This window comes from Enterobacter cloacae complex sp. HYC080_NIDB, assembly GCF_056673325.1.
Map to the genome: position 1 here is coordinate 3893408 of NZ_CP114212.1, position 15606 is coordinate 3909013.

At 54.6% G+C, this 15606-nt stretch carries 14 protein-coding genes; 5 read left to right on the forward strand and 9 right to left on the reverse strand.

Features of this window, described 5'->3' with window-relative positions:
• The first annotated feature begins 25 nt into the window (after nt 1-25).
• From O1723_RS18510 to O1723_RS18520, 3 genes are all read left to right on the forward strand, one after another.
• The gene (locus tag O1723_RS18510) at nt 26-2416 is read left to right on the forward strand and encodes a fimbrial biogenesis usher protein (protein WP_045307550.1); all 2391 of its coding nucleotides are present in this window, start codon (nt 26-28) and stop codon (nt 2414-2416) included.
• Entirely contained in the window at nt 2413-2970 is a 558-nt protein-coding gene (locus O1723_RS18515) for a DUF1120 domain-containing protein (RefSeq protein WP_014882460.1), read from the forward strand. Before O1723_RS18510 ends, O1723_RS18515 begins: the two co-directional genes overlap by 4 nt.
• Nucleotides 2971-3082: 112 nt before the next feature.
• Entirely contained in the window at nt 3083-3787 is a 705-nt protein-coding gene (locus tag O1723_RS18520; protein ID WP_014882459.1) for a DUF1120 domain-containing protein, read from the forward strand.
• 42 nt (nt 3788-3829) lie between these two features.
• Here the strand turns inward: O1723_RS18520 and deoD are convergent, their stop codons facing one another.
• The 4 genes from deoD to deoC all read right to left on the reverse strand — a co-directional run bounded on the left by deoD (nt 3830) and on the right by deoC (nt 8141).
• A complete protein-coding gene (gene deoD, locus O1723_RS18525) occupies nt 3830-4549 on the reverse strand; it encodes a purine-nucleoside phosphorylase (protein ID WP_014882458.1) in 720 nt (239 codons plus the stop codon).
• A 103-nt stretch (nt 4550-4652) separates the two neighbouring features.
• Nucleotides 4653-5876: a phosphopentomutase gene (deoB, locus tag O1723_RS18530; RefSeq protein ID WP_014882457.1), complete on the reverse strand. Its 1224-nt coding sequence runs from the start codon at nt 5874-5876 to the stop codon at nt 4653-4655.
• A gap of 53 nt (nt 5877-5929) precedes the next feature.
• Nucleotides 5930-7252 (reverse strand): thymidine phosphorylase, encoded by a 1323-nt coding sequence (gene deoA / locus O1723_RS18535; RefSeq protein ID WP_014882456.1) that lies wholly within the window; start codon nt 7250-7252, stop codon nt 5930-5932.
• Between the two features lie 109 nt (nt 7253-7361).
• Nucleotides 7362-8141, reverse strand: a complete 780-nt coding sequence (gene deoC, locus O1723_RS18540; RefSeq protein WP_014882455.1) for a deoxyribose-phosphate aldolase — start codon at nt 8139-8141, stop codon at nt 7362-7364.
• A gap of 262 nt (nt 8142-8403) precedes the next feature.
• On the opposite strand from deoC, the gene O1723_RS18545 reads away from it, so the two are divergent.
• Together O1723_RS18545 and O1723_RS18550 are read left to right on the forward strand one after the other, a co-directional pair.
• Complete coding sequence (locus tag O1723_RS18545) at nt 8404-9939, forward strand: YjjI family glycine radical enzyme (protein WP_014882454.1); 1536 nt, start codon at nt 8404-8406, stop codon at nt 9937-9939.
• On the forward strand, nt 9914-10774 hold the full coding sequence (locus O1723_RS18550; protein WP_014882453.1) for a YjjW family glycine radical enzyme activase: 861 nt from the start codon (nt 9914-9916) through the stop codon (nt 10772-10774). The genes O1723_RS18545 and O1723_RS18550 overlap by 26 nt, the downstream gene beginning before the upstream one ends.
• On the opposite strand, the gene O1723_RS18555 is transcribed toward O1723_RS18550, so the two are convergent.
• From O1723_RS18555 to prfC, 5 genes are all read right to left on the reverse strand, one after another.
• Entirely contained in the window at nt 10769-11551 is a 783-nt protein-coding gene (locus O1723_RS18555) for a TatD family hydrolase (protein ID WP_014882452.1), read from the reverse strand. The genes O1723_RS18550 and O1723_RS18555 overlap by 6 nt on opposite strands.
• Nucleotides 11548-12600 (reverse strand): patatin-like phospholipase family protein, encoded by a 1053-nt coding sequence (locus O1723_RS18560; RefSeq protein WP_014882451.1) that lies wholly within the window; start codon nt 12598-12600, stop codon nt 11548-11550. The genes O1723_RS18555 and O1723_RS18560 overlap by 4 nt, the downstream gene beginning before the upstream one ends.
• A 120-nt stretch (nt 12601-12720) precedes the next feature.
• Nucleotides 12721-12882, reverse strand: a complete 162-nt coding sequence (locus O1723_RS18565; RefSeq protein WP_003856556.1) for a DUF1328 domain-containing protein — start codon at nt 12880-12882, stop codon at nt 12721-12723.
• A 127-nt stretch (nt 12883-13009) separates the two neighbouring features.
• The gene (gene osmY / locus O1723_RS18570; protein WP_014882450.1) at nt 13010-13627 is read right to left on the reverse strand and encodes a molecular chaperone OsmY; all 618 of its coding nucleotides are present in this window, start codon (nt 13625-13627) and stop codon (nt 13010-13012) included.
• A gap of 299 nt (nt 13628-13926) precedes the next feature.
• Complete coding sequence (gene prfC / locus O1723_RS18575; protein ID WP_014882449.1) at nt 13927-15516, reverse strand: peptide chain release factor 3; 1590 nt, start codon at nt 15514-15516, stop codon at nt 13927-13929.
• Nucleotides 15517-15606: the final 90 nt, after the last annotated feature.

Here is a 15606-nt window from a genome sequence, read left to right on the forward strand (position 1 = left end):
GATACTGCGCGCTTTGCAAAACACGATGCGTCGAACAGCAGTGGCGGTCGCTTTTCTGCCGTCGTCGGCGCTGTATGCATCCGATCTGGATTTCAATACCGATATACTGGCCTCGCGGGGAATCAGTACTAATCTCGCCCATTACTTCTCTGATGCACAACGCTACCTGCCCGGCCAGCATGCCGTGCAGGTCAAAATTAACGGCGTTGAGAAGGGGAGCCTGGCCATTCGGGTTGGAGAAGAGGGGCAGCTTTGCATTGATGATGACTTCACCCGTGCTGCTGGCCTTCTGCCATTGAATATCGGCGAAAAAGAGAAATGTCATAACCTGCTGAAAGATTACCCTTCCGCGACGGTAACGCTTCTACCGAATACCGAATCACTGGAGATTTTCGTTCCCGCAGAGGCAATGGACACTGGATTTTATGCCGCGAAATATTACTCGCACGGCGGTGTTGCGGGCTTAATTAACTATAGCGCCTTCAGTAACATTAACGAGTACGGCTCGGGCGGGAGCAGCCGTTATGCCCAGGGAAATTTGGGGGCAGGCATTAACCTTGCGAACTGGACGCTGCGCAGCAATTTCATTTTGACGGATGACAACGGGACTCGCAGCACAGAGAACCTGTACACCTACGCTGAACACGTTTTTGAAGAGCGGAAAATGCGGGCGCAGGTTGGACAGATCAACGTCAATTCGGCCCTGTTTAGCGGCGCGCAAATCACCGGCGTTCAGCTAATGCCTGAAACCGGCCTTCAGCCTAATATCCAGGCCACTGAGGTGTCGGGAATTGCCCGGACGAATCAGGCCCGCGTTGAGGTTCGCCAGTCAGGACAGCTGATCTACTCTTCCCTGGTCAACGCCGGCCCTTTCTCCCTGACGGACGTGCCCCTGGTACGCGGAAATGTCGATCTTGACGTCAGCGTGGTGGAAACGGACGGTTCGACAACGCAATTTAGCGTTCCCTCTTCCGCCCTCAATATACAGGGAAGTAATCGTGCCGAAGGGTTAAACCTCTCTCTCGGACGGGTTCGCGACAGCGGGGATGAGTCAAGTACGCCCTGGATATTTACGCTCTCTGACGGAACGATGCTGAACACGCGCATGTCCGCCGTAGCCGCCGGCGTACTGGCAGAAAAATATCAGGCTACCGGTGCCAAACTCGACGTTTCTATCAACGAAAACTGGGCGATCTCACCGAGCTTTTTACTGAGCCAGTCCCACTTTTACGATCGACTGAAAGGCAGCAAGGCTGAACTTAGCAGCAATATCTTACTGCCCGCCCAGCTGACGATGGGGGTAAGTGCGTCCCAGTTCAGCGGCGGCTTCCGCGAACTCACGGAAGCCATGGATGAAGAGGCGCAGACCTACGAAAATAACTGGAACGCCAGCCTCACCTGGAACAATGAGTACATTGGCGCGATCTCAATGCAATACAGCGTGAATTCCGGTGATGAAAACAGCGGTGATTCACGCTATCTGATGGCTTCCTGGAGTAAAAGTCTCGGGCGTACCTCGCTGTCCGTAAACTGGCAGCATGCCATGAGCAATAGTGATACCCAGAACCAGAGCAGCACCAGCCGCGATGACGATCTCTTTTATGTCAGCCTGATCGTTCCTTTTGGCGAGGATCGCGTCAGTACCTACATGCGCGCTCAGGGGGAAAAACAAAATTATGGCGTTCAGGAAAGCGGCTCTATCGGTCAAAACCTTAACTACAACGTCTCTGCAGACCGCGATAATCAGGATAAGAGTAACGCCTTTAACGGCAATATCACCACCAACCTTCACTATACGCAGCTCGGTTTATCCGCTGGCCTGAATGACGGCAATCAGCATAACTACAGCGCATCCTTAAACGGTGGCGTAGCGCTGCATCGTCATGGCATAACGTTTTCGCCCTATCCGGTAAAAGAGACATTCGGCATCGCCCGGTTAAGCGAACCGGAAAGCGGTATTGAAATCACCACCCCCGATGGAACCGTCTGGACAGATCGCTGGGGACAGGCCGTGGTTCCCGGACTTCGGGAATGGCAAAAATCGCAAATAGTGATTAATGCCAGCTCGTTACCTCAGGGGATGGATTTATCAAACGGTATTCAGACCGTCTCCGCCGCGTATGGCTCTTTTGCGCTGATCGATTTCAACGTGCTGAATACGCGTCGCGTCATGCTGGACGTCAAGCGAGTCAACGGGTCATGGCTGGAAAAAGGGCTGAGCGTGGTGGATCAGGACGGTAACTATATTGTCAGCGTAATGGATAACGGCAGCGTATTTATTCCCGATGCGTCGGATACGCCTGCGCTTTATGTGGTGGACGACAATTTAACCAAACTCTGCCAGATCGCTTACACCCTGAAAGACGAAAAAGATAAAGACGCCTATTACGAAAAAGCAGAAGGAGTTTGCCAGTGAAAATAGTTAACGCAGTGCTCATCGGTGCAGCATCACTTTTTTCGTCTTATGTCGTGGCCGAAGCGTGTCAAATTACGCTGTCGCAACCGAACGTCTCCTTTGGCAGATTCAAACAGGATGACATTATCACCTCGCGTAAAAACTGGAACCGCATGCCGGGTAAAGAGGTCACCGCCACGGTTTTTTGCCCGCAGCCAAGGGTGATGGCGCTTTTTCTGCAATCCACGTCCGGCAGCAACGGGGGCGTTCTGTTTGGTCAGAAGAGCCGACTGGCGCTGGTTGCCAGCAATATTCTGGTCGATGGTCATCACTATAATCTGGTCAGGACCTCTGACCGGGTATCGTTCACCTCTGCGGAAACCCCCAAGGAAAAAGTCTTTCTGAGGAATAATGACGGCATCCTTGCATATCAAAATGGCCTGCCGGTGCGTGGCAAACAAATGAGTGTGACGATAAAAATTATACCTGTCATTAATGACGATCAGCTGCGCGGCATTCCAGATAATACCGAGCTGGAAAGCGCACTCGCCTGGGAGCTATTAACGACAGAGTAACGCATTCACCGCCGAATAGATTATTCGGGTGAAGAGAAAAGAAGAAAAATAAAGGTAAAACACGTGGATTCGTCCATTTATTTTAACGATATATCTATGTTAAGGAATAACCATGAAAAAGAGTCTCCTTGCCGCTGCGCTGGCGCTGACAGCGACCTGTGCTCATGCGGGAGATACGGCAGTGCTGAAAGTGAAAGCCTCACTGACCAGCAACTCCTGTACGCCGGAACTCAGCAACGATGGCGTGATTGACTTCGGTACCGTTCAGGTTGGCGATCTCTCGCCAACCCAGACCACGCAGTTAGGTGAAAAGGGTCTGACGCTGACAATCACCTGCCCTACCCCTACCAAAGTGGGCTGGAGTATTGCCGACAACCGTACGGATTCGAACGCCAGCACCGGAACCGACTCAAACCTGAAGGTGCAGAACGCCACGTCAAACGGCGGCGAACTGCGCGGCAGCATGACGACCTTTGGCCTTGGCAAAACGCACGATGGCAAGAATATCGGTGCCTATTCCATCTATACCAGCACCGGTGAAGTGACGGCAAACGGGGCGACGGTTGAACCGATTCGTACGGCAGTCACTGCTGGTGTGAGCATGAGTCGCTGGCAAAAAGCCAATGGTGGCACTATCGCCAATAAGGATCTGGGCTTGATGAGCGTCGCCTCTGCGGGCAAAACGGCCCCGATGGCGGTGACCAGCGTCTCTTTCCCGCTGAACATCTCGCTGGCAGTGGAAAACCTGAAGAAACTGTCTCTGACAGAAGATACCGAGTTTGATGGTCAGGCCACCATCAGCGTGGTGTACCTGTAAGTCACAGAAACCGGGCGGCTTTCGCCGCCCGGCAGCACAACATTACTCTTTATCGCCCAGCAGAACGGATTCCAGCGCGATTTTGATCATGTCGTTGAAGGTGGTCTGACGTTCAGCAGCGGTCGTCTGCTCGTGGGTACGGATATGGTCAGAGACGGTGCAGATGGTCAGCGCTTTCGCACCGAATTCTGCCGCTACGCCGTAGATACCCGCCGCTTCCATCTCCACGCCGAGGATGCCGTACTTCTCCATCACGTCGAACATTTCACCGTCCGGGGAGTAGAACAGGTCGGCAGAGAAGAGGTTGCCTACGCGCGCGTCAACGCCCAGCGCTTTGGCCGCGTCCACCGCGTTACGCACCATGTCGAAGTCAGCAATCGCCGCGAAGTCATGATCCTTAAAGCGAATACGGTTCACTTTAGAATCTGTGCATGCGCCCATGCCGATAACCACATCACGCAGCTTAACATCCATGCGCACCGCGCCGCAGGATCCCACGCGGATGATTTTCTTCACGCCGAAATCAGTGATCAGCTCTTTGGTGTAGATAGAGCAGGATGGGATACCCATACCGTGGCCCATCACAGAGATTTTACGGCCTTTATAGGTACCGGTGAAACCCAGCATGCCGCGCACGTTGTTCACTTCACGCACGTCTTCGAGGAAAGTTTCTGCAATGTGCTTCGCGCGCAGCGGGTCGCCCGGCATCAATACGACGTCAGCGAAATCACCCATTTCTGCGTTAATGTGAGGAGTTGCCATCTTCAGTTCCTTTTACATTGTTGTTTTTGCCGGGTGGCGGCTACGCCTTACCCGGCCTACAAAACCGTAGGCCCGGTAAGCGAAGCGCCACCGGGCAATGACCTCAGAACATAGCCTTGCCATATTCCATGTCGGACGTACCAAAGTACTTCGCGAGGGTCTGGCCGATGTCTGCGAAGGTTTCACGGTGTCCCAGTGAACCTGGTTTGACTTTCGGTCCGTACACCAGCACCGGAATGTGCTCACGGGTGTGGTCGGTACCGGTCCAGGTTGGGTCACAGCCGTGGTCGGCAGTCAGGATCAGAATGTCATCTTCACCCACTAGCTCCATCAGCTCTGGCAGACGGCGGTCGAACAGTTCCAGACCAGCAGCATAGCCCGCGACGTCACGACGGTGCCCCCAGGAAGAGTCGAAGTCCACGAAGTTGGTGAAGACAATGGTCTTATCGCCCGCTTCTTTCATCTCTTTGATGGTGGCATCGAACAGCGCATCCAGACCGGTGGCTTTCACTTTTTTGGTGATGCCGCAGTTAGCGTAGATGTCTGCGATTTTACCCACGGACACCACGTGACCGTCTTTCTCGTCGACCAGTTTCTGCAGCACGGTAGGGGCCGGTGGCTCAACGGCCAGGTCGTGACGGTTACCGGTACGCTGGAAGTTACCTGCTTTATCGCCGATAAACGGACGGGCGATAACGCGACCAATGTTGTAGCCGCCTTCGGTCAGCTCTTCACGGGCGATTTCACACAGCTCGTAGAGTTTATCCAGGCCAAACGTCTCTTCGTGGCAGGCAATCTGGAACACGGAGTCAGCGGAGGTGTAGAAAATCGGCTTGCCGGTTTTCATGTGCTCTTCGCCCAGTTGGTCCAGAATCACGGTGCCGGAAGAGTGGCAGTTACCGAGGTAGCCCGGCAGGTTGGCACGCTTCACCAGCTTATCGAGCAGCTCCTGCGGGAAGCTGTTCTCGTGATCGGAGAAATAACCCCAGTCGAAGAGGACCGGCACACCGGCGATTTCCCAGTGGCCAGACGGGGTATCTTTACCGGAAGAGAGCTCGTGAGCCCAGGCGTAGGCGCCCACCACTTCCGCGTTGCCGTCCATACCGGCTGCGATTTTACCGGTAGAACCTTCATGCGCTTTCACCAGACCGAGGCGGGTCAGGTTTGGCAGGGTCAGAGGGCCTTTACGACCGTTGTCCGCTTCGCCTTTCGCACAGGCTTCCGCGATGTGACCCATGGTATCGGAACCCACGTCACCAAAACGTTCTGCATCTTCGGTTGCGCCGATGCCGAATGAGTCCAGCACCATAATAAATGCACGTTTCATAATTGTTCTCCGTACGTAGTGCTTCATAAAAATTCGATCAGATCAGTATACCGCTATTCGGTGATACGGCGATAGACCGAAGGTGAGCTTTCTGGTGCTTTATCAGCAAGCGTAATGGCCGCTTTCACCGCCTTCGCCGCGTCCTGCCAGCTGGCTTCGTCTTTGGCGTGGATCACCGCCAGCGGACGTTGGCCATCAACGCTGTCGCCCAGACGGGCCATATCGGTAAAGCCGACGCTGTAATCAATGGTGTCTGACGCCTGACGACGACCGCCGCCCATCGAGACCACCGCCATACCCAGCGCACGGGTGTCCATTGCTGAGACAAAGCCCTCGCTGTCGGCATATACGGCTTTGCTGAGCGTCGCGGTTGGCAGGTATTTGGCGTAATTCTCAACGAAGTCGGTCGGGCCTTTTTGTGCGGCGACCATACGGCTAAAGATCTCTGCCGCTTTGCCGTTGTCCAGCACGGCCTGCAGTTTCGCGCGTGCTTCCGCCTCGTCTTTCGCCAGCTTGCCGGAGATCAGCATCTCTACACACAGCGCCATGGTCACGTCGAACAGGCGCGGGTTGCGGTATTCCCCCGTCAGGAACTGGACGGCTTCACGCACTTCGACCGCGTTACCGGCGCTGGAGGCCAGTACCTGGTTCATGTCAGTGAGCAGCGCGGTGGTGCGCACGCCTGCGCCGTTGGAGACGCCAACGATCGCTTCGGCGAGCTGGGCAGAAAGCTCATAGGTCGGCATAAAGGCACCGCTGCCCACCTTCACGTCCATCACCAGCGCGTCCAGCCCTTCTGCCAGCTTTTTCGCCAGAATAGAGGCGGTGATCAACGGAATGGAGTCAACGGTGGCGGTGATGTCGCGGGTCGCGTAGAAACGCTTGTCTGCCGGGGCAAGAGAGCTGGTCTGGCCGATAATTGCCACACCCACGTCTTTAATAATGTCGCGGAAGCGGTTGTCATCCGGGAAGATATCGAAGCCCGGAATGGCTTCCAGTTTGTCGAGCGTACCGCCGGTGTGGCCCAGACCGCGCCCGGAAATCATCGGGATATAACCGCCACAGGCGGCCACCATAGGGCCCAGCATCAGGGAGGTCACGTCACCCACACCGCCGGTGGAGTGTTTGTCCACAATCGGGCCGTTAAGGTTAAGGCTTTTCCAGTCCAGAACGGTTCCTGAATCTCGCATCGCCATGGTCAGCGACACGCGCTCGGGCATCGACATATCGTGAAAGAAAATGGTCATCGCCAGAGCCGCAATCTGCCCTTCAGAGACGGTGTTATCACGAATGCCATTGATAAAGAAGCGGATCTCTTCGTCGCTTAATGCATGACCATCACGTTTTTTACGAATAATTTCTTGTGCGAGAAACACGGTAACCTCCATGCGGAATCGGGGGAATTGTGGCGGGTGGCGCTACGCTTACCCGCCCTACGACCCTGTAGGCCGGATAAGCAAAGCGTCATCCGGCATTGTCTGGCAATCAGTAGCTGCTTGCGCTCTTACCGTCGCCATGACCCAGCGCTTTCAGCAGGCTTGCCAGCAGGCTGGACGCACCGAAGCGGTAGTGACGGGAATCGGCCCAGTCGGCGCCGAACAGCTCGTCGGCAATCGCCAGGAACTGCTGCGCGTCTTCGGCAGTACGCACGCCGCCGGCAGGTTTGAAACCAACGGTTTTGGACACGCCCATATCGCGAATAACTTCCATCATGATGCGCGCGCTTTCCGGGGTCGCATTCACCGGTACTTTACCGGTAGAGGTTTTAATGAAATCCGCACCGGCTTTGATGGAGATTTCAGACGCTTTACGAATAAGCGCTTCTTCTTTCAGCTCGCCGGTTTCGATGATCACTTTCAGCAGCACGTTTGCCGCCGCGCACGCGTCTTTACAGGCTTTCACCAGGTCGAAGCCAATCTGCTCATTACCGGCGATCAGCGCGCGGTACGGGAATACCACGTCAACTTCGTCTGCACCGTAAGCAATGGCCGCGCGGGTTTCTGCCAGCGCAATCTCGATATCGTCGTTGCCGTGCGGGAAGTTAGTTACGGTCGCAATGCGCACATCCGGCGTACCCTGCTCTTTCAGCGTTTTGCGGGCAATCGGAATAAAGCGCGGGTAGATACAGATGGCTGCGGTGTTACCCACTGGCGTTTTCGCCTGATGGCACAGGGCGATGACTTTCTCATTGGTGTCGTCATCGTTCAGGGTAGTCAGGTCCATCAGTTTCAACGCGCGCAGGCTGCTTGCAGTTAAATCGGTCATAACATTCTCCAACGGCAGTGCCGTATCAATTTTACCTTGCGGGTCTGTGAGTATTTTAACATCCACCCGCATCCACACTTCGACATTCATCACAGTTAATGAAAACTGCGTACAAATTTGCATTACTGTAATGAGATCCTCTTCAAACTTTAGCGCACTTATTGCTGACTAAAGCCGCGATACCCCCTGTGGGATCAAAAGCCCCAACAGGCTGGCTTTCTACAATTTGTTCATCATCAGCAGAACACTCAAGGAAGCGAACATGCCAGATACCCTGCAACAACGTTGCCAGCACATTGTGACAAGTCCGGTGTTAACCCCGGAACAAAAACGTCATTTTCTGGCGCTGGAAGCGGAAAACAACCTGCCTTATCCGGCACTTCCTGAAGCCGCCCGCGCCGCGCTGGACGAGGGATTTATCTGCGACATGTTCGAAGGCCATGCGCCTTACAAACCGCGCTACGTCCTGCCGGATTATGAAAAATTCCTGGCTAACGGTTCTGAATGGCTGGAGCTGGAAGGGGCAAAGGATCTGGATGATGCCCTCTCGCTATTAACCATTCTCTACCATCATGTTCCTTCAGTGACATCTATGCCGGTCTATCTGGGGCAGCTTGATGCGATACTGAATCCATATGTTAGAATTCTAACACAAGAAGAAATCGATAGCCGAATAAAACGTTTCTGGCGCTATCTCGACAGAACGCTCCCTGATGCGTTTATGCACGCAAACATCGGGCCCGCTGATGGCCCCATCATCCGCGCCATTCTACGTGCAGATGCTGAGCTTAAGCAGGTTGCGCCGAATCTGACCTTTATTTACGATCCTGAAATCACCCCGGACGATTTGCTGCTTGAGGTGGCAAAAAACATTTGCGAATGCAGTAAACCGCATATTTCAAACGGCCCCGTGAATGATAAAATTTTCACAAAATGCCGTTTTGGCGTGGTGAGCTGTTACAACTCCCTGCCGCTGGCTGGCGGTGGCAGCACCCTGGTGCGCCTTAACCTCAAAGCCATTGCGGAGCACAGCACCTCCGTTGACGACTTCTTCAACCTTACGCTTCCGCACTACTGTCAGCAGCAAATCGCCATCATTGATGCCCGCTGTGATTTTCTCTATCAACAATCAGGCTTCTTTGAGAATAGCTTCCTGGTAAAAGAGGGGCTGATTGATGCCGGGCGTTTTGTGCCGATGTTTGGCATTTACGGCCTGGCAGAAGCGGTAAACACGCTCTGTGAGAAGGACGGAATCAACGGTCGCTATGGCAAAGACGAGCAGGCTAACGCGCTGGGCTATCGCATCAGCGAACAGCTTGCGGCGTTTGTAGAAAACACGCCGGTGAAGCACGGCTGGAAACAGCGCGCCATGCTCCATGCGCAGTCGGGCATCAGCTCTGATTCAGGCACCACGCCAGGCGCGCGTCTGCCTTATGGTGACGAACCGGATCCCATCAGCCATCTGCTGGCCGTTGCGCCACACCACAGACACTATCACTCCGGTATCAGCGATATTTTAACGCTCGATGAGACGGTAAAACGCAACCCACAGGCGATAGTGCAGCTTTGTCTGGGCGCGTTCAGGGCCGGTATGCGGGAGTTCACCGCCAACGTTGCGGGTAACGATCTGGTCCGCGTGACGGGCTACATGGTGCGCCTGTCGGACCTGGAAAAATTCCGCGAAGCCGGTTCGCGCACCAATACGACCTGGCTTGGCGAAGAAGCCGCACGCAATACCCGCATCCTGGAACGTCAGCCGCGCGTGATAAGCCATGAACAACAGATGCGCTTTAGTTAGTCAGGTCATTCCTTTTTCCTGCGTGGACGGGCCGGGCAGTCGCCTGGCCCTGTTCCTGCAGGGCTGCAACCTGCGCTGTAAAACCTGCCACAACCCATGGACCATCGGACGCTGCAACGACTGCGGCGACTGCGTGCCCCACTGCCCTCATGATGCACTCAACATTCAGGCCGGACGCGTATGGTGGCAGGAGAGTCATTGCCAGCAGTGTGATACCTGCCTTCATCTTTGCCCGCAGCAGTCCACGCCCATGGCGCACCGCCTGAGCGTGGAGGAGATCCTCACGCAGATCCGAAAAGCTGCCCCCTTTATTGAAGGCGTTACCGTGAGCGGCGGCGAGGCCACAACACAGCTGCCGTTTTTAATCGCCCTTTTTAGCGCAATCAAAACCGATCCTGAACTGCAGCATTTAACCTGCCTGGTGGATAGCAACGGGCTGCTAAGCGAAACCGGCTGGGAGAAACTGCTGCCGGTACTGGATGGGGCGATGCTGGATCTCAAGGCATGGGGAAACGCGCATCACCGTTTCCTGACCGGGCGCGAAAACCCGCTGATTAAACAGAGCATTCGCTGGCTTGCCGATCGCCACCGTTTGACGGAACTGCGCTTGCTGGTTATCCCGGAGCAGTGCGATTATCTGGAACATCTTAAGCCGCTGACCACGTTTATCCGCGGGCTTGGGAATGTTCCGGTGCGTATTAACGCGTTTCATGCGCATGGGGTTTACGGAGAGGCGGCGTCATGGCGCAGCGCCACGCCGGAGGACATTGAACCGCTGGCGCAGGCACTGGAAAAACAGAAGATAACGGTGATTCGTCCGGCACTTTACCTATAGCGTGATGCCAAATACCGCACGCGTATTTTCCAGTAACGCATCGGCAATCACCTCTTCAGGCTCCGTTCGCAGCTCACACAGGGAGGTAAACACGCGCGCAGCCTGCTCCGGACGATTCGGCTGGCCCTGAAAACCACTCAGCGGCATATCCGGGGCATCCGTTTCCAGTAGCAGCGCAGAGAGTGGCAACTGTGCCATCACATCGCGGGTTTTACTGGCGCGCGGATAGGTAATGGTGCCCCCCACGCCAATTTTATAGCCCAGTTCGATAAAACGCTGCGCCTGCTGCAGGCTGCCGGAAAAACCGTGCACCACGCCGCTACGCGGTAGATCGATGCGTTTCAGGTGCATCGCCAGCTTATCGTGCGTGCGTCTTGAATGGAGGATCACCGGCAGGTCGTGACGCTTAGCCAGCCGAAGCTGCGCGTCGAGGATCGTCTGCTGGCGTTCAAACTGAGGATCCTCACGATAGAGATCGAGCCCGATCTCGCCGATAGCGACAAGTTTGTCTCCTGCGGTCTGCAGGGCTTCATCAAGTGCCTCAATATGCTCATCAAGGTGGCGCTCAATCACTATCGGATGCAGGCCGAGCGCAGCATAGAGAGCGGGGTAACGCGTGGAGAGCGTCAGCACACGCGAAAAATCAGCCGCTTCTACCGACGGTACAACGATCGCCTGAACGCCTGCCTCAGCGGCTTTCGCAATACTTTGCGCCTCATTTCCCGTAAACGGCGGAAAATCAAAGTGGCAGTGGGTATCAACAAAGCGGTGCGTCACGCCAGATCCTCGTTATCTAATAAAGCGTCATTCGCCTGTGGAATGTCCACCAGCGGCATCGTCAGGGCGTCGTTGGCGACAATTGCAGGGGGCGTAATGATGGGTTTGTGCCGATGCAGAGGCGGTTGCTCCGCCAGCATCTTACCGACCGTCGCCAGGAAGTAGCGTCCGCACAGCCGCCCCGTTTTGTAGTCCATGCGCAGCGCAGGGACGCGGCTGCCCAGCGCCATGCTGAGCAACGGTTTAGGGGGATAGATTTCGAAAATTCGCAGCTTACCCGGCGGTTTTTCAATGAAACGCTGCATCGCGCCGTAGGTGGTTTCATGCTGCTTCGCGATGTTCACCAGCGGTTGCAGGCTGCTGTCACCCAACCAGCGCTCCATCCGCTTAAACCACTGCGGTGTATAGTACATTTGCGACGGCACGGTTCGGATCACCACGATCGTTTTCGCACCGCGACGGGCGGCTTCCTGCACCGGTACCGCGTCACTGATCCCGCCGTCCAGATAGCTGATCCCGTCCAGCAGGGCGCCGGTACGATAAAAACCGGGAATGGCGCTGGAGGCGCGGATGATGTCCAGCCAGTTCTCCTTCTGCGGAGAGAAATAGCCCGGGGAATAGTCATCCCCCCGACTGGCGCACATCCAAAACTCTTTTCCGCTATCAAACAGACGGGCCGCCGTGTCCATTGCCAGCGGCATCTGGCTGGAGGTCGACTCCAGCAGCCAGTCGAGATCGATCAGGTTGCCGCCGCGCACAAAGCGCACCGGGTTAAAAAATTCTTTCGCCGTGGTGTAGCGCATAATCACTTTTCGCGCGTAGCCAGGCTGGTTGCAAACATAGGCAGAGAGATTCTGCGCCCCGGCAGACGTGCCAAAGTAGAGATCAAACGGGTTGAACTGCGCGCGCATAAACTCATCCAGCACGCCAGCGGTGAAAATGCCGCGCTGCCCACCGCCCTCACAGACCAGTGCGAGTTGACCCGCGCGAAACGGTTTTAACGTCAGCGGCGCAATATTGCCGAGCGTAACGGGAATTCGTTGCCCCACCTCTGCTTTCCTGTTTTGATTATTTTATAACACCACAGTAACGCACCCGACCTGTAACGCAAATAAGAAAAAGCCAGTCGCAGTGACTGGCTTTATTTTGTTGATGAAATATTGCGTTTGCTATGGACGTCGACGCCCTGTAAACAGGCTGACCAGGAACAGAATAATACCCACAACAAAGACAATTTTAGCTGCCCATGCCGCTGTACCTGCCAGTCCACCAAAGCCCAATGCGGCGGCAATTAACGCGATAACCAGAAATATAATGCCCCAACGAAACATAAGCTTCTCCTTTACCATAGTTAATGTCGGCCGCTAAACGTGAGCGCTCAGGTCACTCACCGGCGTTTTTCCAGAGTCGTTCTTATTTCGCCCGCAGGGTTGAGCCTGGCGGGCGACTGGTCCAGATTTACTTCGTTTTCAGATCGTTTTTAACGCTTTTCACACCATCAATCGCTTTCGCAATTGACTCGGCGCGTTCACTTTGCGCCTGGGAATCAACCGTACCGGAAAGCTGAACCACGCCATCGGTGGTTTCCACTTTCACCTTACGGGACGGTACGATGTCATCTGCTAACAGTTTAGCTTTGATTTCGCTGGTGGTTGCCGCATCCCCGGCATAACCTTTCACTGAAGCGTCTTTGCTGTCGCGAACGTGCAGTTTATCGCTCACGGAGGTGACACCCTCAACACCCTTCGCCACTTTGACAGCCTGTTCGGCCTGGGCCTGGCTTTCCACAAAGCCACTCAGGGTCACGACTTTCTTGTCGGTTTTAACGGAAATATCGGTGCTCTTGATCGCTTCGTCATCCACCAGTGCGGCTTTCACTTTTGCTGTGATAGAGCTGTCGTCCATGAAATTACCGACTTTATTCATAGAGCTATCGATTTTTTGCCCTGCGCTATCGGCCGTGGACTGTGCTTTATCCTTGGTGCTGCTTTCCGCCAGAGCGGAACCGCTAACCAGAACGCTACCCAGTGTTACAGCCAGCAGAGTTTTAGAAATCTTCAGTCTTGTCATATTCATCGATGTATTCCTGTGTTGACCCGTTATTCGGGCTACATACTTCCTTAGTAGTTTTATATATTGCGAATAAACACACGGGCGAAATGGATAACCTAAAGCCATGCATTGAACAGTTAATTTATCCACGCCAGGTGCTAAACACTGAGTTAAATATAGATCACTCTCACAATGCCGCTTTCAGATTTGGGCAAAAAATAGGCAAAAGACGTGAAAACGCAGTGAATTAAGAACATTCCGCAAGGGACTAATAAGACAGGAAATAAAGAAGAGCACGGCGAGTGCCGTGCTCTGAGAGGGAATTAGTGTTCGCGCGTTTTGCGGAACTGAACGTCAGGATAACGCTCCTGCGTCAGGTTCAGGTTCACCATGGTTGGGGCAATATAGGTCAGGTTATCGCCGCCATCCAGCGCCAGTTGTACTTCGTTCTTACGCTTAAATTCTTCGAATTTCTTCACGTCAGAACACTCAACCCAGCGCGCCGTCGCCACGTTCACCGATTCGTAAATCGCTTCCACGTTGTATTCGCTTTTCAGACGCGCAACGACAACGTCGAACTGCAGTACGCCGACCGCACCGACGATCAGATCGTTGTTGGCGATAGGACGGAAGACCTGCACCGCCCCCTCTTCAGAGAGCTGAACCAGACCTTTCAGCAGCTGTTTCTGCTTCAGTGGATCGCGCAGGCGAATACGACGGAACAGCTCAGGGGCGAAGTTCGGGATACCCGTGAACTTCATCATTTCACCCTGAGTGAACGTATCGCCGATCTGGATCGTACCGTGGTTGTGCAGACCGATGATGTCACCCGGATACGCTTCTTCAACGTGCGAGCGGTCACCCGCCATAAAGGTCAGCGCGTCGGAGATCACCACATCTTTACCAATACGCACCTGGCGCAGCTTCATGCCCTTTTCATACTTACCGGACACTACGCGCATAAAGGCGACGCGGTCACGGTGTTTCGGGTCCATGTTGGCCTGAATCTTGAAGACGAAGCCGGTGAATTTCTCTTCTTTCGCTTCCACTTCACGGGTGTCGGTTTTGCGTGGCATCGGCTGTGGCGCCCACTCCACCAGACCGTCGAGCATATGGTCTACGCCAAAGTTACCGAGCGCGGTACCAAAGAACACCGGGGTAATTTCACCGCTCAGGAACAGTTCTTTGTCGAACTCATGCGAGGCACCTTTCACCAGCTCCAGCTCATCGCGCAGCTGCGCGGCAAGCTCTTCACCGACCGCAGCGTCCAGATCCGGGTTGTCCAGACCTTTCACAATGCGCACTTCCTGAATGGTGTGCCCTTTACCGGTTTGATACAGGTAAGTTTCGTCTTTATAGAGGTGATACACCCCTTTAAACAGCTTACCGCAGCCAATAGGCCAGGTGATTGGCGCACAGGCGATCTTCAGCTCGTTTTCCACTTCATCCATTAACTCCATCGGGTCACGGATGTCACGGTCGAGTTTGTTCATAAAGGTGAGGATCGGCGTATCGCGCAGACGGGTGACTTCCATCAGCTTACGGGTACGATCTTCTACCCCTTTCGCGGCGTCGATCACCATCAGGCAGCAGTCCACTGCCGTCAGTGTGCGGTAGGTATCTTCGGAGAAGTCTTCGTGGCCCGGGGTGTCCAGCAGGTTCACCAGGCACTCGTGATACGGGAACTGCATCACGGAGGTGGTAATCGAAATACCACGCTGCTTTTCCATCTCCATCCAGTCTGATTTCGCATGCTGGCTGGAGCCACGGCCTTTAACGGTACCCGCAGTCTGGATCGCCTGTCCGAACAGCAACACCTTCTCGGTGATGGTCGTTTTACCGGCATCCGGGTGCGAGATAATGGCAAAAGTACGGCGCTTGGCCACCTCTTGCAGATAAGGAGACAACGTCATAATTAAATCTTCTTTTATAAGCGCGGCAGCACGCCACGCGTCATGGAATACAAAATTGCGGCTATTTTACCCATCAATGGGGGGCAGGCA